Annotated in this window: 16 protein-coding genes; 8 read left to right on the plus strand and 8 right to left on the minus strand. The window is 71.5% G+C overall.

Going from position 1 to position 16,655, the window contains the following annotated elements:
* Positions 1–236: 236 nt before the first annotated feature.
* Together AB0I52_RS22555 and AB0I52_RS22560 are read right to left on the minus strand one after the other, a co-directional pair.
* Positions 237–542 carry a hypothetical protein gene (locus AB0I52_RS22555; RefSeq protein WP_363075216.1) on the minus strand — a complete coding sequence of 102 codons (306 nt, stop codon included), beginning with the start codon at positions 540–542 and terminating at the stop codon, positions 237–239.
* Between the two features lie 103 nt (positions 543–645).
* Complete coding sequence (locus AB0I52_RS22560) at positions 646–1,542, minus strand: DUF2510 domain-containing protein (RefSeq protein WP_363075218.1); 897 nt, start codon at positions 1,540–1,542, stop codon at positions 646–648.
* A 210-nt stretch (positions 1,543–1,752) separates the two neighbouring features.
* Here AB0I52_RS22560 and AB0I52_RS22565 point away from each other — a divergent pair, with 210 nt between their 5' ends.
* The 7 genes from AB0I52_RS22565 to AB0I52_RS22595 all read left to right on the plus strand — a co-directional run bounded on the left by AB0I52_RS22565 (position 1,753) and on the right by AB0I52_RS22595 (position 8,122).
* Positions 1,753–2,493 carry a methyltransferase domain-containing protein gene (locus AB0I52_RS22565; protein ID WP_363075220.1) on the plus strand — a complete coding sequence of 247 codons (741 nt, stop codon included), beginning with the start codon at positions 1,753–1,755 and terminating at the stop codon, positions 2,491–2,493.
* A 62-nt stretch (positions 2,494–2,555) separates the two neighbouring features.
* Positions 2,556–2,993 carry a DUF4440 domain-containing protein gene (locus AB0I52_RS22570; protein ID WP_363075222.1) on the plus strand — a complete coding sequence of 146 codons (438 nt, stop codon included), beginning with the start codon at positions 2,556–2,558 and terminating at the stop codon, positions 2,991–2,993.
* 52 nt (positions 2,994–3,045) lie between these two features.
* A complete protein-coding gene (locus tag AB0I52_RS22575) occupies positions 3,046–4,056 on the plus strand; it encodes a S66 peptidase family protein (RefSeq protein WP_363075224.1) in 1,011 nt (336 codons plus the stop codon).
* A gap of 123 nt (positions 4,057–4,179) precedes the next feature.
* The gene (locus AB0I52_RS22580) at positions 4,180–4,911 is read left to right on the plus strand and encodes an FCD domain-containing protein (RefSeq protein WP_363075226.1); all 732 of its coding nucleotides are present in this window, start codon (positions 4,180–4,182) and stop codon (positions 4,909–4,911) included.
* Positions 4,912–5,187: 276 nt separating this feature from the next.
* On the plus strand, positions 5,188–5,955 hold the full coding sequence (locus AB0I52_RS22585) for a (Fe-S)-binding protein (protein ID WP_363075228.1): 768 nt from the start codon (positions 5,188–5,190) through the stop codon (positions 5,953–5,955).
* Positions 5,952–7,493, plus strand: coding sequence for a LutB/LldF family L-lactate oxidation iron-sulfur protein (locus AB0I52_RS22590; protein WP_363075230.1), 1,542 nt, complete (start codon positions 5,952–5,954; stop codon positions 7,491–7,493). The genes AB0I52_RS22585 and AB0I52_RS22590 overlap by 4 nt, the downstream gene beginning before the upstream one ends.
* Positions 7,490–8,122: an LUD domain-containing protein gene (locus AB0I52_RS22595; protein WP_363075232.1), complete on the plus strand. Its 633-nt coding sequence runs from the start codon at positions 7,490–7,492 to the stop codon at positions 8,120–8,122. Before AB0I52_RS22590 ends, AB0I52_RS22595 begins: the two co-directional genes overlap by 4 nt.
* Before the next feature lie 44 nt (positions 8,123–8,166).
* Here AB0I52_RS22595 and AB0I52_RS22600 read toward each other — a convergent pair whose 3' ends face one another.
* The 6 genes from AB0I52_RS22600 to AB0I52_RS22625 all read right to left on the minus strand — a co-directional run bounded on the left by AB0I52_RS22600 (position 8,167) and on the right by AB0I52_RS22625 (position 15,699).
* Positions 8,167–10,074: a DUF2264 domain-containing protein gene (locus tag AB0I52_RS22600; protein WP_363075234.1), complete on the minus strand. Its 1,908-nt coding sequence runs from the start codon at positions 10,072–10,074 to the stop codon at positions 8,167–8,169.
* Positions 10,071–11,111, minus strand: coding sequence for a hydroxyacid dehydrogenase (locus tag AB0I52_RS22605; protein ID WP_363075236.1), 1,041 nt, complete (start codon positions 11,109–11,111; stop codon positions 10,071–10,073). Before AB0I52_RS22605 ends, AB0I52_RS22600 begins: the two co-directional genes overlap by 4 nt.
* Before the next feature lie 39 nt (positions 11,112–11,150).
* Positions 11,151–12,026, minus strand: coding sequence for a carbohydrate ABC transporter permease (locus AB0I52_RS22610; RefSeq protein WP_363075238.1), 876 nt, complete (start codon positions 12,024–12,026; stop codon positions 11,151–11,153).
* Complete coding sequence (locus AB0I52_RS22615; RefSeq protein WP_363075240.1) at positions 12,023–13,024, minus strand: sugar ABC transporter permease; 1,002 nt, start codon at positions 13,022–13,024, stop codon at positions 12,023–12,025. Before AB0I52_RS22615 ends, AB0I52_RS22610 begins: the two co-directional genes overlap by 4 nt.
* A gap of 47 nt (positions 13,025–13,071) precedes the next feature.
* Entirely contained in the window at positions 13,072–14,430 is a 1,359-nt protein-coding gene (locus AB0I52_RS22620) for a sugar ABC transporter substrate-binding protein (protein WP_363075242.1), read from the minus strand.
* 102 nt (positions 14,431–14,532) lie between these two features.
* A complete protein-coding gene (locus AB0I52_RS22625; protein WP_363075244.1) occupies positions 14,533–15,699 on the minus strand; it encodes a substrate-binding domain-containing protein in 1,167 nt (388 codons plus the stop codon).
* 139 nt (positions 15,700–15,838) lie between these two features.
* Between AB0I52_RS22625 and AB0I52_RS22630 the strand changes: the two genes are divergently transcribed.
* Positions 15,839–16,606, plus strand: a complete 768-nt coding sequence (locus AB0I52_RS22630; protein WP_363075246.1) for a sulfite exporter TauE/SafE family protein — start codon at positions 15,839–15,841, stop codon at positions 16,604–16,606.
* Positions 16,607–16,655: the final 49 nt, after the last annotated feature.

Here is a 16,655-nt window from a genome sequence, read left to right on the forward strand (position 1 = left end):
CGGCGCCGGGCCGGGGTAGACACCAGGATCACCTCGTACCGCGACAGGGGAACGACGACAGCGGTGCGGTAGCGCACGGCGGGTCTCCCCTCACTGGTCACGGTGCGCGCCGGGACGTGATGAACGGCGCGCGATTTCACGGCGAGTCTAGTGAAGCGGGTACGGGTGAGGGAACCGCTTTTCCGGGGGAGGCCGGTGCTGTCGCCGGGCCGTAGCCGTCCGGGGACGGATCCGTGTCACAGCGGAGCGAACTGGGAGGCGTCGTCTGCTGTGCCGCAGCGAAGGGCACCGGGAGGCGTTCGGGGCTTCCGGGTCCTGCGGCACCGCCGGAGCGCGCGCCGGCCGCAGCCGCGCCACTCGGCGGGCGAGATGCCCGCGCCCCGGCCGCCCCGGGTGATCAGCGCGTTCACGGGCGTATGGGGGTCCAGGGCCATCGTCCGGGCCAGCAGGACCCCGATCACCAGCGGAGCCAGGGTGACTGCCAGCGTGGTGCCGGCACTGGTGACGTGCTGCATGCGGGGGCGCGGTGCGTCGGGAGCCATGGTCCCATTCGAGCAGCGACGGACCGGTGCCGGATCGGTCGGCGTACTCAGTCCGGGCGGCCCGGGTACTCACCCGGGCCGTTCGGCGCCCCCGCGGGAGTGACTATGCCGTGGTGCCGGGGCCGGAACCCGTGCCCGAAGCGGCCTTGATGCCCTTGGTGATGTCGTCCAGGACGGACAGGGCGGGCGCCTTGGTGTTGATGTCGAAGCCCGAACGGACGACGATCAGCATGTTATCGGCGTGCGGGGAGGGGAAGGCCAGCGACTCGACGTACCCGTCGTCGCCGTCCTTCGTCACGACCTTCCAGCGCACCCGGTAGCCCTGCTGACCGGCAACCGTGACCGCCTCGGACTTCAGCTCCTGGTGCGAGGTGATGCCGCCGTAGACCTTCTCGCCGTACGATTCCTTCGCGTTGGCGGCGATGTCCTTCTCGGCCGTGGCCTTCGCGGTCTTGGTGGTCAGCTTCAGCGCCTCGGCCGGTACGGAGAACACTCCGCCGCGGACGCACTTCTGCTCGGTGTCCCCTGGGCAGGCGTACGAACCCGTGGTCACCCCCGCGCCCATGCCCGACTCGCCCTTCCAGCCGTCAGGGACCGGGATGCTGATCCCGCTCGCCAGGTCCGTCGCGTAACCGTCCTCGATCTGCGGCTGCTGCTCGGGGCTCTCGTTCCCGCCGCCGTTGCTGCCACCGCTGCCGCCCGGTGCGCCGGGCTGACGGCTGGGCGCGGGGGAGGGCGAGGTGGACGGTGAGGTGGCCGTGTTCTCCGTCTTCTTGCCGGAGTCGTCGGTCAGCAGGTACACGCCGCCGCCGATGGCGGCGAGTACCACCACGCCGGCGGTTATGCCGGCACCGATGCGTATCCGGCGGCTGCGGACGGTCGCCGGCGGCACGCGGAGGTGATCGGTCCACTGACTGCCGTCCCACCAGCGTTCCTGGATGGGGCCAAATCCTGTGTACCCGGGGTCTGGATGCCAGCCGGGCGGGCTCGTCTGCGTCACGGCAGCCACCGTAGCCGGGTTGCGTGAGAATCCGATGAACCAGGTGAACCGGATGAATTGGATGAGCGGTTCCGGCCCGACCGACCCCGCTCCGGACCTGATTATGGTCTAGACAATTGATGGCGAAGCTCGCTAGCATCCGCGACGGAGCGAGGTGGACCTGAGGCAGTGATTCGCCCGGTCCGTCGGCCACGCCAGGATTGAGGGCACATGGAAGCGACTGCTCCAGACCGTCGGTTCGCCGAGGAGTACCGGACCGCCCGGGAGGTACCGCGCGACGGACTCACCGCATGGCGCGCGGCCGTCGCGACGGAGGTGCCACTGGCGCCGGGGGCGGTCGTCCTGGACGTCGGGGCCGGCACGGGGGCCTTTTCGGCCGCGTTCGCCGACTGGTTCGGGGTGCGGGTGCTGGCGGTGGAGCCGGCCGCCGCCATGCGCGCGCTGATCCCGCGGACCGCGGACATCGAGGTGCTGGACGGCCGGGCCGAGGCGCTGCCGGTGCCGGACGGATGCGCGGACGCGGCCTGGCTCGGATCGGTCGTCCACCACATCGACGATCTGCCCGCCGCGGCACGGGAGATACGCAGGGTAGTGAAGCCGGGGGCGCCGGTGCTGATCCGCAACTCGTTCCCCGGCCGGTGCACGCGGGACTTGCGAGTGCGGTTCTTCCCCGGGACCGCGCGCATCGTCGACGGCTATCCGACCGTCGAGCAGACCTGCGCGGCGTTCGCCGCCGCCGGCTTCACCCGGGTCGCGCTGCACGCGGTGCCGCAGGAGAGCGCGCCGAGCCTGTCCGTCTTCGCGGACCGGATCCGGCGCGACATCGACACGAAACTCCGAGCCCTGACGGACGAGGAGTTCGAGTGCGGGATGCGGCGGCTGAGGCGGGCCGCGGCGCAGGAGCCGGACCGGCCGGCCGTCAGCTGGATGGACCTGCTGGTGCTGGCCTGACCGCAGGGGGAATCGGCCGTGCGGGCCCAGGGGATCGGGACGAAAGGCCCTAGGGTTTCCGTATGAGCGGAAACGATGAGGAGGAGCGGTCCGTGCGGGCCGCGATCGAGGGGGAGCTGCGGCTGCTCGATCCGCGGGTGCGGGCCCGGCCCGACGCGGTGACCGAACTCCTCGACCCGGAGTTCACCGAGTTCGGCGCGTCCGGGCGGCGGTACGACAGGGTGTCGATCCTCGTCGTCACCTCCGCCGACGCCGACGCCGACGCCGACGCCGACGCCGACGCCGACGCCGACGCCGACGCCGACGCCGACGCCGAGGGCGTTCCCGTCCCGGCCGCCGCCACCGGCATGTCCGGTGTGCTGCTGGCCCCCGGCCTCGTCCATCTGACGTTCACGACGGAGCGTGACGGCCGCAGGGTGCGGCGCAATTCGATCTGGCGGCGGACGGGGTCGCGCTGGCGGCTCTACTTCCACCAGGGCACGCCGATCAACTCCCCTTAGCGCACAGGGAAATTCGGCGGACGATCGTCGGCTCGCCGTCTACGTTCCGCGAATGAGGACCCCTGACTATCCCGCCAAGCCCCGGCCGGGTGACCGCGTCGCCGTGCTGTCCCCCTCGTCCGGGCTTCCCGGCATCCTCCCGCTCCCGCACGAGCTGGGACTGCGCAGACTCCGCGAGGAGTTCGGGCTGGAACCGGTGGAGTACCCGTGCACCCGGAAGATGGGCTCCTCGCCCCAGGAGCGGGCCGCCGACATCCACGCGGCCTTCGCCGACCCCGGGATCAAGGCGGTCATCTCCAGCATCGGCGGCGATGACCAGATCACCGTGCTGCCGTACCTGGACCGGGAACTGCTGCGGGCCAACCCCAAGCCGTTCTTCGGCTACAGCGACTGCACCAATCTGCTGGTGTTCCTGGAGGACCTGGGCATCGTCGGCTACCACGGCGGATCGGTGATGGCCGAGCTGGGACGCCCCGGCGCGATGCACCCGCTGACGGCCGACTCGCTGCGGGCGGCGCTCTTCACCCACGAGGACCGTGAGCTCACCCCGGCGAAGGAGACCGGCAGCGTCAACGGCCGCTGGGAGAACCCGCGGACCTTCGACCGCGAACCCGGCATGCTGCCCGCCGACGACTGGATCTGGCACAACGCCGGCCGGGTGGTCGAGGGGGCGAGCTGGGGCGGCAATCCGGAGATCCTGTCCTGGCTGCTGATGGCGGGCCGGGTGCTGTTCCTCGAGACGTCGGAGGAGATGCCGGGTGCTGACGTGGTGTACCGGATCCTGCGGAACATGGGGGAGCGGGGACTCCTGAAGCAGTTCCCCGCGCTGCTGATGGCGCGGGCGAAGAACTGGTCCTTCGAGAGCCCGCTGGGAGCCGAGAAGGGGGCGGAGTACCGCGCACTGCAACGGCAGTCGGTCCTGCGGGCGTTGGCGGAGTACGCCCCCGAGACCATGGCCGTCCTCGATGTCGACCTGGGCCACACGGACCCTCAGCTGATCATTCCCTACGGCGGCCGGGTGCGGGTGGACGGTGTGGCCCGCCGCATCGTCGTGACGTACTGAGGGACGCCCGGAGGGGGGCGGTACTCGTTCTGGTCCGACCACATGTCCTGTGTGACATAGTTGGAGATTCGGACAAGAGCGGCCGGCCCGGTGAACGGCTCCGGCCGCGGCAGGGGGTGACGGATGCCCGTCGAATGGCAGCCCGTACGGCAGGCGCGCACGCATGAGCTGGTGCTCCAGAGCATCGAGCAGCGGGTGTTCGCCGGCGAGCTCAAGGCCGGCGACCGGCTGCCGCCCGAGCGGGAGCTCGCCCCGGTCCTCGGCGTGAGCCGGTCCGCGCTGCGAGAGGCGCTGCGGGTGCTGGAGACCATCGGTGTCCTGGTGGCCCAGCCGGGCCGGGGTCCGGACGCCGGGGCGCGGATCGTCCGTAACCCCGAAGGCGCCCTCGGCCGGCTGCTCAGGCTCCACTTCGCCCTGGGCAGCTACAGCCTGGAGGACGTGTTGGAGGCGCGCGTGGTCCTGGAGCGGTCCAGCTTCGAGGCCGCCGCGCGGCACGCCTCCGCGGCCGATCTGGACGAGGCCGAGGCGCTGGTCGTGCGGATGGGGGAGCCGGATGTCGACGTGCCGGAGTTCAACGACCTGGACACCCGGTTCCACGTCAGGATCGCCCGCGGCTCCGGCAACGAGCTGACCTCCACGCTCACCTCCGCGGTGCGGGAGTCGGTCCGGCCGCTGATCCTGCGTGCCCTGGAGGCGGCGGAGGACTGGCCGGCCACGGCCGCCGCGCTCAACGCCGACCACATCGAGCTGCTGCGCCTGGTGCGCGCGGGCGAGGGGGCGCGGGCGGCCGATGTCGTCGAGGCGCACATCCGCGGGCTGCACGGCACGCTGGTCGACGAGAAGCCCGCCGACTGACCCCTGACTCCCTGGCCCCTGACCCGAGCCGTCACTCCCTGACCCCTGACCCGAGCCGTCGCGATGCCCCCTGGGGGCGCCGCGGCGGCTTCTGCGTGGGCCGGCGCGAGCGGAGACCAGCCGTCCGCGCGGGTTGACCTCTTATCCGTTCCGGCTTGAGGATAGTATGGTCGGACCATAAAGCAAGCGGTACGTCATGCACCGCGTCACGCGACAAACGCCACGCACTCAGCGCCACGCACCGCACATCACGCCGAGAAACGATCGGGGAGACCCATGCGCATCGGACTCTTCGCCACCTGTCTGGGAGACACGCTCTTCCCCGAGGCGGTGAAATCCACCGCGGTGCTGCTGGCCCGCCTGGGGCACGACGTGGTGTTCCCGCCGGGGCAGACCTGCTGCGGCCAGATGCACGTCAACACCGGCTACCAGCGCGAACCCGTCCCGCTCGTCCGTAATTTCGCCGAGCAGTTCGGTGACGCCTCCATCGAGGCCGTCGTCATGCCGTCCGGATCGTGTGCCGGCTCGGTCCGCCATCAGCACGAGATCATCGCCGAACGGTACGGTGACGCGGCGCTGCGCTCGGGTGTCGCCACCGTCAAGGCGAAGACGTACGAGCTGTCGGAGTTCCTCGTCGACGTGCTGGACGCCACCGACGTCGGCGCGTACTTCCCGCACCGGGTCACGTACCACCCCACCTGTCACTCCCTGCGCATGCTCAGGGTCGGTGACAAGCCGCTGCGGCTGCTGCGGGCCGTCGACTCGATCGATCTGGTCGAGCTGCCGGAGGCCGACGCCTGCTGCGGATTCGGCGGCACCTTCGCCCTGAAGAACGCCGACACGTCGACCGCGATGCTCCAGGACAAGATGCGCAACATCGCCACCACCGGGGCCGGCGTGTGCACGGCCGGCGACTCGTCCTGTCTGATGCACATCGGCGGCGGACTCTCCCGGATCAGCTCCGGCACCCGCACCCTGCACCTGGCGCAGATCCTCTCCGCCACCCGCACCTCGCCGCATCTCCCGATGGAGGCCGCCCGATGAGCAGCACCTTTCTCGGCATGCCCGCGACACCGCCCCGCTCCCCGTACGGGACGGGCAATCTCCGCGGCGACCGCACGTTCCCCGCGGCGGCCCACGACGACCTGGGCAACGAACAGCTGCGCCGCAACCTCGGCCGCGCCACCCACACCATCCGCGCCAAACGCCTCAACGTCACCGGCGAACTACCCGACTGGGAGGAGCTGCGCGACGCGGGATCGGCTATCAAGACCGACACCATGAACCGGCTCCCCGAACTCCTTGAGGAGCTGGAGCGCAAGGTCACCGAACGCGGCGGCACCGTCCACTGGGCACGGGACGGCGCCGAGGCCAACGAGATCGTCGCGCGGCTGGTCAAGGAGACCGGGAGCGAGGAGGTCATCAAGGTCAAGTCGATGGCCACCCAGGAGATCGGTCTCAACGAGCACCTCGAATCCATCGGCATCACCCCGTACGAGACGGACCTCGCCGAGCTCATCGTGCAGCTCGCCCACGACAAGCCCTCGCACATCCTGGTGCCCGCGATCCACCGCAACCGGGACGAGATCCGGGAGATCTTCCTCAAGGAGATCCCGGGCGTCGACCCGTCCCTGGACAACGTGCCCGCGCATCTCGCCGCCGCGGCCCGCGCCTATCTGCGCGAGAAGTTCATGACGACGAAGGTGGCCGTCTCCGGAGCCAACTTCGGTATCGCCGAGACCGGCACCCTGTCCGTCGTCGAGTCGGAGGGCAACGGGCGGATGTGCCTGACCCTGCCCGACACCCTGATCACCGTGATGGGCATCGAGAAGGTGCTGCCGCGCTATCAGGACCTGGAGGTCTTCCTGCAACTGCTGCCGCGCTCCTCCACCGGCGAGCGGATGAACCCGTACACCTCGATGTGGACCGGGGTCACCCCCGGCGACGGGCCGCAGACCTTCCATCTGGTGCTCCTCGACAACGGGCGCACCGCCGCTCTCGCGGACCGGATCGGCCGCGAGGCGCTCAACTGCATCCGCTGCTCGGCCTGTCTCAACGTGTGCCCGGTGTACGAACGCGCCGGCGGCCACGCCTATGGATCGACCTACCCCGGGCCGATCGGCGCCGTCCTCACTCCGCAGCTCGCCGGTATGCACGCCGCCAAGGACGACCCCAACAGCTCGCTGCCGTACGCCTCCAGCCTCTGCGGGGCCTGTTTCGACGCCTGCCCGGTCAAGATCGACATCCCGTCGCTGCTGGTCGAGCTGCGCCACCAGCACACCGAGCAGTCCGGCACCACGGCCGAGAAGCTCGCCATGAAGGCGGCGGCCGGGGTGATGAGCAAGCCGAAGCTCTTCACCGCCGCGCAGAAGGCGTCGGGGCTCGGCCGCGTCATCGCCGGGCGGGACAGGAAGATCTCCCACCTGCCGCCGCCGTTCAACGGGTGGAGCGACAGCCGGGACACCCCGGCCCCGCCCAAGCAGACCTTCCGCTCCTGGCTGGCCTCGGCCGAGGGCACGGCGGCGATGCGGGCGGCCGCCGATGAACACACGCGTAACCACCAGCAGGAGGAGGAGAAGTGACGACCGCCCGCGAAACGGTGCTCGGCCGCGTCCGGGACGCCCTGGCCCTCGCGCCCGCCACCGACACCCCGGTCCCGCGTGCCTACCGCACCGGCCGGACCCTGCCCGACGCGGAGCGCCTGGCCCTGTTCACCGACCGGCTCGTCGACTACAAGGCCCAGGTCCACCCCTGCACCGCCGACCGGACCGCCGAGGTCGTCGCCGAGGTGCTCCGGGAGCGGGGCGCCCGCCGGATCGGGGTGCCCGCCGGGCTCGACCCGCGGTGGCTGACCGCCCACGACGGCGAGGTCCAGCAGGACTCCGCCGATATCCCGGCGCCGCGGCTCGACGCCCTCGACGGTGTCGTCACGGCCTCGGCCGTCAGCTGCGCCGAGACCGGCACGATCTTCCTGGACGGATCGCCCGACCAGGGGCGCCGCGCGCTGTCCCTGGTGCCCGACCTCCATGTCTGCGTCGTCGATCTGTCGACCGTGCAGGTGGGCGTCCCGGAGGCGGTGGCCCGGCTGGTGCCCGAGCGGCCGACGACGCTGATCAGCGGACCGTCGGCCACCTCGGACATCGAGCTGGAACGGGTGGAGGGCGTACACGGCCCCCGCACCCTGGCGGTCGTCATCCGCACGGACGTATGAGGAGGCGGGGGTGCGCCGCCGCGTCCCCCCGCCCCGGTCCGGCCTCAGCCGTGCTCGACCGTCACCGTCACCGGCCCGAATCCGATACGGGTCGTCGCCGCGTCCTCGGCCCAGCACACCTCGACCGTGTCCCCGTCGACGCTCACCCCGCTCACCACCGCGTCGAGCGCGGCCGCGCCGGGCTCCGCGGTGAGCGAGGCGAGCGCGACCAGCACCACCGTGCCCTCCGCGTCCGCGCCCAGCCGGGGCAGCACCGCCCAGGGCGTGTACGCCGTGCCCTGCGGGGCCCGCACCTCGTCCCGTGACTCCCAGCCGTGCAGACCGAGCAGGGCCGACGAGACCGCGGACCCGGGACCGGTCGCCCAGCCCGTCTGCTCCACCCGGGCGCCGGACGGAGCGCCCAGCACCCGGTGCACCCGCAGTTCGTACCGGCCGCGGACCACGGTCACGCTCTCCACCCGCAGCCCCGGCACCATCGGCGCACCGCCGGTGAACACCGGCCGGTGCCAGGAGGCGGCCCAGCCCCAGCCGTCGCCGCCGCCCGCGCCGAGCGGACGGATGGCACGGCGGCCGCTGCGGGCCCCGCCGACGACGACGGCGAAATGGTTGTCGGCGGCGTTCCCCCGCGCGGTCGGGCCGGTGACCGTCGAGTACGACTGACGGCTGTACAGCGGATCGTCCTGCACCGCCGACTCGCCCTCGTGCGGCCGGACATGGTCGCTGCCGTGGTTGTGCAGCCGCACGATCCCGTCCGCCCGGGTGGACTGGACGAGCAGTCCCGGCGCGGGCAGCGCGAGGACCCGGTCGGGCCCCTCGCTCGGGGCGGGCTCCTCGGTGGCCGTCCACAGCGGGTGGTCCGCCGGGGCGAGCAGCGAGACGAAGGCCTTGGACGCCCAGTAGGGGGAGGCCGGGCCCGAGTAGGGCTGGAGCGTCGCGTCGTGCGGCCCGTGCCAGCCCAGGCTCAGCAGTCCGTCGGTGCCGGTCGCGCCGCGGTCCAGGAAGTAGCGCAGCGCCCCGCTGATCACCCGCCGGGACGCGCCCGGCGCCAGCGGGGTGTGCCCGGTCAGCGCGCCGAGCCCGACCGCCGAACCGGCCGCGAACCGGTAGGACAGCGAACGGCCGAAGTGGATCGGCGCACCGTCCCCGCCGAACAGCAGCGAGAGGCTCTCCAGATGCTCGCGCAGCCGCGCCCCGTAGTGCGCGGACAGCTCCGGGTCACCCGACAGATGGGCGTCCAGCACCGGGTAGAGGTGCAGCGCCCAGCCGTTGTAGTGGTCGAAGGCCCGGCCGTCGCCGTCCGCGTACCAGCCCTGGCCGCGATACCAGCCCTCCAGCAGATCGAGTGCCCGCTCCCTGGCACGGGCCGTCTCCGCGTCGCCGCGCCCCACCGACTCCAGGAAACCGGCCACCGAGTAGGGGAACAGGTACCAGTTGTTCGGTGCGGGGGTGTGCCGCAGGGCGCCGCGCAGCCACTCCTCGGCACGGTCCTGCACCGCCGGGTCCAGCCGGTCCCAGAGCCACGGCCGGGTGAGCCGCAGCCCGATGGCGACCGAGGCGGACTCCACCATGGGCTGGCCGAACACGGAGTGGTCGCGGATCAGCGGCCAGGACTCGGCGTCGTCCCGGCCCGGCGTACGGGTACCGGCCGCGAGCCCGTCCGCGTACCGGTCGAGCCAGCCGTGCGGGTCCTTGCCGTCCGCGCCGGCGACCCGGAACGCGGCGGCGAGGAAGGTGCGCGCGTAGCCCTCCAGGCCGTCGGAGCGGACCCCGGACGCGGAGGGGCGTCCCGGCAGGTCGAGCAGTGCGCTGCCGGGGGTGGCCCACTGCCAGGCGGCCTTCAGGAGTCCGTCCGCCGCCGCCTCCCAGTGCGCGCGGGTGCAGCCGGTGACCGGGCTCGTCGACCGGTCGTCGGCGGGGAGCTCCAGGGGGGAGTTCGGGTGCGGTCGGTTCATGCGAGGAATGCCAGCCTTTCGCGTCGTACGGGATGGGCGAATCCGTCGCCCGCGGCCCAGCGTTCGCTCTCGCCCACGGCCAGGTCGACGAGCCGCCGCCACTCGTTGCCCTGGGAGCCCGCGAGATGCGGGGTGATCAAGGCGTTCTCGCACTCCCACAGGGGGTGGCCGGCCGGCAGCGTGTCGGGGTCGGTGACGTCGAGGACCGCCCGGATGCGGTTGCGCTGCAGGACGTCGGTCAGCGCGTCCTGGTCGACGACGGCGCCGCGCGAGGTGTTGAGGAGCACGCCGTCCGGGCGCATGGACATCAGCAGCTCACGGCTGACGAGTCCGTGGGTGGCGGGCAGCAGGGGGGTGTGGACGCTCACCACGTCGCTCCGCGCGAACAGTTCACCGAGCCCCACCGGCCGGACACCGAGCGACTCCGCCTCCGCGTCGCAGACGTACGGGTCGTGCAGCAGCACCCGCAGGTCGTAGGGGCGCAGCAGTTCGATGACCCGCCGGCCGATGAGCGAGGCGGACAGGATGCCCACGGTCCGGCCGTAGTTGCCCACCTCCGGGGAGGTGGCCAGCCAGTTGCCGCGGTGGCGTTCGGCCCGGTAGTCGCGGGCCCGTTCCAGGGCCCGTTTTCCGGAGAGCAGGATCATCGCGACGGTGTACTCGGCGACCGGCAGGGCGTTGGCGGTGGCGGCCGACGACACCTCGATGCCGCGCTCCCAGCAGGCCTCGGTGATGTGCCCGCGGATGCTTCCGGCCGTGTGCACGACGGCGCGCAGCCGGGGCGCGGCGGCCAGTGCCGCTCCGTCCAGGGGCGGGCAGCCCCAGCCGGTGACCAGCAGCTCCGCGTCCGCGAGCACGGTGCGGGCCCGGTCGGTGGTGAAGTCGTCGAGCACGGGCAGCGGCGCGAGGTCGCACACCGCCGAGAGCGCGTCCAGCGACGGGGCGTCCAGCAGGGCGGCCGCGGCATCCGGCTTCATCGCGACGGCGGCGCGCGGCCGGCGCCGCGCAACAGGGGTGGTGGGGGTGGTGCTGGGCATCTTTCTCCTGGTACGGGGACGGGGGTGCGGGTGGTCCGGCTACTTGACGGCGCCCGCGGTGAGCCCTGACTTCCAGAAGCGCTGGAGCAGCGCGAAGGCGAGGATCAGCGGCAGGACCGCGAGCAGCGAACCCATGATCACCACGGGGTAGTACTCGGGCGAGACGGTGGCGGAGCTGTTCCAGGTGTACAGACCGAGGCTGACCGGATACAGATGCTGGTCGGAGAGCATCACCATGGGCAGGAAGAAGTTGTTCCAGATGGCCGTGAGCTGGAAGAGGAACACGGTGACCAGACCCGGCCCGAGCATCCGCAGCGCGACCCGGAAGTACGTGGTCAGTTCGCCGGCTCCGTCCACCCGGGCCGCTTCGAGCACCTCGTTCGGTACGTAGCCCTGGCTGAATATCCGGCCGAGGTACACGCCGAAGGGGTTGAAGAGCACCGGGATGAACACCGACCAGAAGGTGTTCACCAGACCGGTGCCGGACGCCATCAGATAGAGCGGCAGTGCCAGTACGGTCTGCGGCACCATCACCGCCGCGAGGACCAGGCCGAACAGCTTCTCCTTGTGCGCGAAGCGGTACTTGTCGAAGGCGTACCCGCAGGCGATGCTGATCAGCGCCCCGAGCGCCGCGCCGAGGACCGCGTACAGCAGGCTGTTGCCGTACCACCGCGTGTACAGCCCGCCGTCCATCGCGAACAGGTCCTTGAGGTTCTGCGCGAAGGAGAAGTGGTCGAGCGAGAGCACATTGCTGCCGAACAGCGCGTCCCGGTCCTTCGACGCGGCGAGCACCAGCCACAGCACCGGCAGCAGTGTGTACAGCACGGAGACGCCGACGACCAGGTTGACGACGGAGCGGCCCAGGAGGCGGGGCCGCAGGGTGGCGGCGGTGCGGGCGGGACTCGTCGCGCTCATCGGGCGTCCTCCTCGGGGGCGTTGGCACGGTTGGTCCAGCGGGTCACGCCGTAGGAGAGCGCGATCGTGCAGACCAGCAGGACGACGGAGGCGGCGGCGGCCAGTCCGTAGTTGTTACGGGTGAACGCGGCGTCGTAGATGTACATGCTGGGCGAGAAGCGCGAGCTGATCATCGGCGTCGCCTGGCTCAGCAGCATCGGTTCGGTGAACAGCTGCAGCGCGAAGATCAGGGTGAACATCGCGACCATCACGACCGAGGAACGCACCAGGGGCGTCTTGATCTGGAGGGCGGTGCGGACCGGTCCGGCGCCGTCGACGACGGATGCCTCGATGACCTCGCGCGGCACGGCCTGCAGAGCCGCGTAGAAGACCACCATGTTGTAGCCGAGGTTGCTCCACAGCGCGATGTTCACGATCGAGGGCACCACTGTGTGCACCCCGAGGAAGTTGATCGTGATGTCCGCCTTGCCGAGCAGGTCGATCACCGGGCTCAGCCCCGGTGTGTAGAGGTAGAGCCAGATGACGGCGGCGATGATGCCGGGCACGGCGTGCGGCAGGAAGAGCGCGAGCTGGGCCCAGGAGCGCAGCCGCACCACTCCGGAGTCCAGCAACAGCGCCAGCGCTAGCGCGCCGATCACCATCAGCGGTATGTAGATCAGGCAGTACAGGACGACGGTGCCCAGACCGCTGAGGAAGGTCGGGTCGGTCAGTACGGCGGTGTAGCTGCGCAGTCCGACGAAGACGGTGCGCTCCGGGCCGAAGCCGAGCCCCGGCTGGTCGTCACTGAAGAAGCTGAGCCGGACGGCGGTGGCGACCGGGATCAGGAAGACCGTCACCAGGAGGATGAAGAAGGGCGTCATCAGGGCGCCGGCCGCGCCGAGTTCGCGGCGCCTGGCGGACTTGCGGGGGGTGCCCGGGGGTGTGGTGGGTTTCGGCGACGCGGCGGAACCGGTCGCGTCCACGGGGGCGGAAGCCGGCGTCGTGAGCGGGCTGGTCATCGGTGTCACCTGCCTCTCTGCTGCTGGGAACGGGGACGCACTGCGGCTCAGCTGCTGTGCTCGGTGGTGGACAGGCCCAGCGCCCTGAGGTCGGGCATGGTGCCCTGCTGGGCCGCGCGCACGGATTCGAGCAACGAGCCCTGGCCGCCGCTGACCCGGGCGAAGCCGTCCTGCATGACCTTCAGCGTGGCGGTCATCCGGGGCCCCCAGGTCCAGCCGTCCCGGATCTTGTGCGCCTCCTGCTCGAACAGGGTGTAGATGTCCTGGCCGCTGTAGTAGCTGCGGTCGAAGGCCTTGCGGCCGACGGCGACGAGGCCGGGAGCGGCCGGGTACTGACTGCTGGCCCCGCTGGAGAGCCTGGCGCGCAACGCGTCGGGGTGCGAGACCTGCCACTCGATGAACTCCAGCGCGGCCTCCGGGTGCCTGCTGCTCCTGGTGACCGCGAAGGTGGATCCGCCGTGGGTGCCGAGCGCGGTACCGGCCGGGTCCCACTGGGGGAGCGGCGCGATGGCCCACTTGCCCTTCTGGCCGGGCCGGGCGTTCATCTGCGCCCCGGCGTCCCAGGCGCCGCTGAGCCGGACCAGCACCTGGCCGTTGCTGACCTGGGCGTCGTACTGCCTGCTGTCCACGGGCGTCATGAAGACCAGGTCCTGGTCGATCAGCCGCTGCCAGTACGCCGCCACGCGGCGGCTCGGCTCGTCGGTGAGCGAGACGTTCCAGGCGCCGTCGCCGGTGTCGAACCACTGGCCACCGGCCTGCCAGGCGAAACCGGCGAACTGGGGCGCGCCGTCCGTGGCGAAGGCCGCCAGCCGCCGGCCTGGCGCCTTGCCGCGCACGGTACGGGCCGTTTCCTCGAACTCGTCCCAGGTGCACGGGACTTCGATGCCGTACTCGTCGAAGAGGTCGGTGCGGTAGTGCATCACCATCGGTTCGACGTCGAGCGGAATGCTGAAGACGCGCTTCTCGAAGGTGGTCAGCCCCAGGGCCTGCGGCAGCAGTTCGGCCCGCAGACCGTCGCTCATCAGGTCTGTGAGTTCCAGGGTGACCCCGTCGATGGCGAAGCCGGGGATCTGGGGGTACTCGATCGTCGCGACGTCGGGTGCGTTGTCGGCCCGGGAGGCGTTGCTGAGTTTCGCGTATCCGCCCTGGCCCCCGGTGGGGATCTGCTGGAAGTCGACCTGGACGGTGCTGTGCGTCCGGTTGAACGCGTCCACCACTTCCTGGCTCCCGCGCAGGGCGGACCAGAAGGTGATGTGCGTGGCGTTGCGGCCCTTGTTGCTGACGGTGCTGGTCCTGCTCGTGCTCCCCGATCCCGATGTCCCGCCGCCGCAGGCGCTCAGTGCGCCCGTCAGCGGAAGTGCGGCGATCGTGGCGAGCACGGATCGACGGCTGTGTCGACCGGGCATGGGTGCCTCCCGCGGCTCCTGAATGAAGACACGGGGAATCCTGATCGGCTGATCGGAGGCGGTCAATAGATCGCTCAGAAGAAAATCGAAGCGGTCAAACGATCAGTCTGTGGTGAGGGTGATCGCCCGCGCCGATCCACGTACCTTCAACTCGGGCAGCAGTTGCGTCCGGCGCACCGGGCCGGACGCCCCGGCCGCTCCGGAGAGCCGGTGGAGCAGCAGTTCGGCGGCCGCCCTGCCGATCTCCGCCTTCGGCGGCGCCACCGCGGTCAGCGGGGTGCTGCCCAGTGCCGCGACCACATCGTCGTACGCCACCACCGAGCAGTCCCGGGGCACCTGCACACCGCGCTCGGCCAGGCGTTGCACCAGCATCAGCGCATCGACATCGCCATGCAGCACCGCGGCCGTGGCGCCGCGCTCGCGCAGCAGCGCGGCGAGGTCGAGATCCGGCGCGTGGGCACTGCTCAGGGGCGGGGCGGGCGCCGGCCCCGACTCGTCCGGGCCCGGTCCTGGTCCCGGCACCGCGTCCGGCGAACTCAGCACCACCGTCCAGTCCTCCACCTCGGGCCGGCCGGCCGCGATCCCGGCGAACGCGGCACGTACGGTGCGCGCCGTCGGGCTGTCGTCACGGGCGGCCAGCACGATCCGGCGGTGGCCCAGCGCCACCAGGTGCTCCACGGCGAGGTGCGTCCCGTACCAGTGGTCCGAGCAGACGGAGTCCAGGGCGTGCAGGGCGCTGCCCGGCCGGGGCCGCCGCTCCATCAGCACGGTCGGCACCGCCACGTCGGCCAGCCAGCCGTAGTCCAGTTCCTCGGAGAGCGCGTTGCGCCATCGCGGGGCGATCAGCAGCCCGCGCGCCCCGTCCGCCAGGGCCCGCTCCACCAGCGGCCGCTCGGCACCTGCCGACTGCGGTGCGATGTGCAGCGCGATACGGATCCCGGCCTCCTCCAGCACGCTCCGGGCGCCGTGCAGCGTCTCGTACAGGTACGAATGCCGCTCCGGCACGACCAGGGCGACCGCGCCGCCCTCACCGGCCGGCTCACCTCCCCGCGCGGCCGGCACGGCGGCGGTTCCGGCCGGCTCCCGCAGCGGCCTGGCCACGCCGTGACCCCGCCGCAGCCGCCCGGCCCGGGTCAGCTCCTCGACGTCGCGCCGCACCGTGACCACCGAGACGTCCAGTTCGGCGGCGAGCACACTGACCTTGACCGCGCCCCGCGACTCCACCACCGCCATGATCCGCTGACGCCTGAGTCCAACCGGCTCCCGCATGCTGCTGGTCCCCTCGCCGTACCGCTGCGCGTTGTGCGTTTGAACGCTTCGTGTGAGCGCTTGGAGCGCAGCATAGCCATACGGGTTCTCCGGCTGGGTGAAGGCGGGAAATCATGGCAGATTACGATCTGTTCCTGGCATGGACACTCTCACTCTCTGGCAACTGGCGGCACTGGCCGCGGCATCCGCGCTCGTCGGCTTCTCCAAGACGGCCGTCAGCGGTGCCAATACGATCAGCCTCGCGGTCTTCGCGGCGGTGCTCCCCGCCCGCGAGTCCACCGGAGTGCTGCTCCCGATCCTCATCGCCGGTGATGTGCTCGCCGTACTCACCTACCGCCGCCACGCGCACTGGCCGACGCTGCTGCGGCTCTTTCCCGCCGTCGCCGTCGGCGTGGTGGCGGGCACCCTGTTCATGCTGTGGGCCGGCGACGCCGCCGTACGGACCTCGATCGGCGCGATCCTCCTCTTCATGGCGGGCGTCACACTCTGGCGGCGTCGCACCGCGGCCGGGAGCGCGGAGCCGTCGGCGGACGCGGGCCCGCCGGCCGCGGCCGAACGGCTCAAGGCCCGCTCGTACGGGGTGCTCGGCGGCTTCACCACCATGGTCGCCAACGCGGGCGGCCCCGTCATGTCGCTTTATCTGCTCTCCGCCGGGTTCCGCAAGCTCGGCTTCCTCGGCACCTCGGCGTGGTTCTTCCTGATCGTCAACACGTCCAAGGTGCCGTTCAGTGTGGGCCTCGGGCTGATCGACGCGCGGTCGCTGCTGCTCGACGCCTGCATGCTGCTGTTCGTGCTCCCCGGCGCCTGGATCGGCCGCAAGTGCGTGGACCGCATCAACCAGACGCTCTTCGAGCGCCTCGTCATCGGGGCGACCGTGCTGGGCGGCCTCCAACTGCTGCTGAACTGAGGGCGGCCCTCCCGGATCGCGGTGATCCGGAAGGGCCGGCGGCCGGCGG

Origin of the sequence: Streptomyces sp. NPDC050423 (assembly GCF_040655445.1) — a bacterium.
In the GTDB taxonomy this organism is placed as follows: Bacteria; Actinomycetota; Actinomycetes; order Streptomycetales; family Streptomycetaceae; genus Streptomyces.

What these genes read in the sequence shown, in the direction of transcription:
- AB0I52_RS22555 (WP_363075216.1), bottom strand. Translation starts at nt 542, where the DNA reads ATGGCTCCCGACGCACCGCGCCCCCGCATGCAGCACGTCACCAGTGCC.
- AB0I52_RS22565 (WP_363075220.1), top strand. Translation starts at nt 1,753, where the DNA reads ATGGAAGCGACTGCTCCAGACCGTCGGTTCGCCGAGGAGTACCGGACC.
- AB0I52_RS22570 (WP_363075222.1), top strand. Translation starts at nt 2,556, where the DNA reads ATGAGCGGAAACGATGAGGAGGAGCGGTCCGTGCGGGCCGCGATCGAG.
- AB0I52_RS22575 (WP_363075224.1), top strand. Translation starts at nt 3,046, where the DNA reads ATGAGGACCCCTGACTATCCCGCCAAGCCCCGGCCGGGTGACCGCGTC.
- AB0I52_RS22580 (WP_363075226.1), top strand. Translation starts at nt 4,180, where the DNA reads ATGCCCGTCGAATGGCAGCCCGTACGGCAGGCGCGCACGCATGAGCTG.
- AB0I52_RS22585 (WP_363075228.1), top strand. Translation starts at nt 5,188, where the DNA reads ATGCGCATCGGACTCTTCGCCACCTGTCTGGGAGACACGCTCTTCCCC.
- AB0I52_RS22590 (WP_363075230.1), top strand. Translation starts at nt 5,952, where the DNA reads ATGAGCAGCACCTTTCTCGGCATGCCCGCGACACCGCCCCGCTCCCCG.
- AB0I52_RS22600 (WP_363075234.1), bottom strand. Translation starts at nt 10,074, where the DNA reads ATGAACCGACCGCACCCGAACTCCCCCCTGGAGCTCCCCGCCGACGAC.
- AB0I52_RS22605 (WP_363075236.1), bottom strand. Translation starts at nt 11,111, where the DNA reads ATGCCCAGCACCACCCCCACCACCCCTGTTGCGCGGCGCCGGCCGCGC.
- AB0I52_RS22610 (WP_363075238.1), bottom strand. Translation starts at nt 12,026, where the DNA reads ATGAGCGCGACGAGTCCCGCCCGCACCGCCGCCACCCTGCGGCCCCGC.
- AB0I52_RS22615 (WP_363075240.1), bottom strand. Translation starts at nt 13,024, where the DNA reads ATGACCAGCCCGCTCACGACGCCGGCTTCCGCCCCCGTGGACGCGACC.
- AB0I52_RS22620 (WP_363075242.1), bottom strand. Translation starts at nt 14,430, where the DNA reads ATGCCCGGTCGACACAGCCGTCGATCCGTGCTCGCCACGATCGCCGCA.
- AB0I52_RS22625 (WP_363075244.1), bottom strand. Translation starts at nt 15,699, where the DNA reads ATGCGGGAGCCGGTTGGACTCAGGCGTCAGCGGATCATGGCGGTGGTG.
- AB0I52_RS22630 (WP_363075246.1), top strand. Translation starts at nt 15,839, where the DNA reads ATGGACACTCTCACTCTCTGGCAACTGGCGGCACTGGCCGCGGCATCC.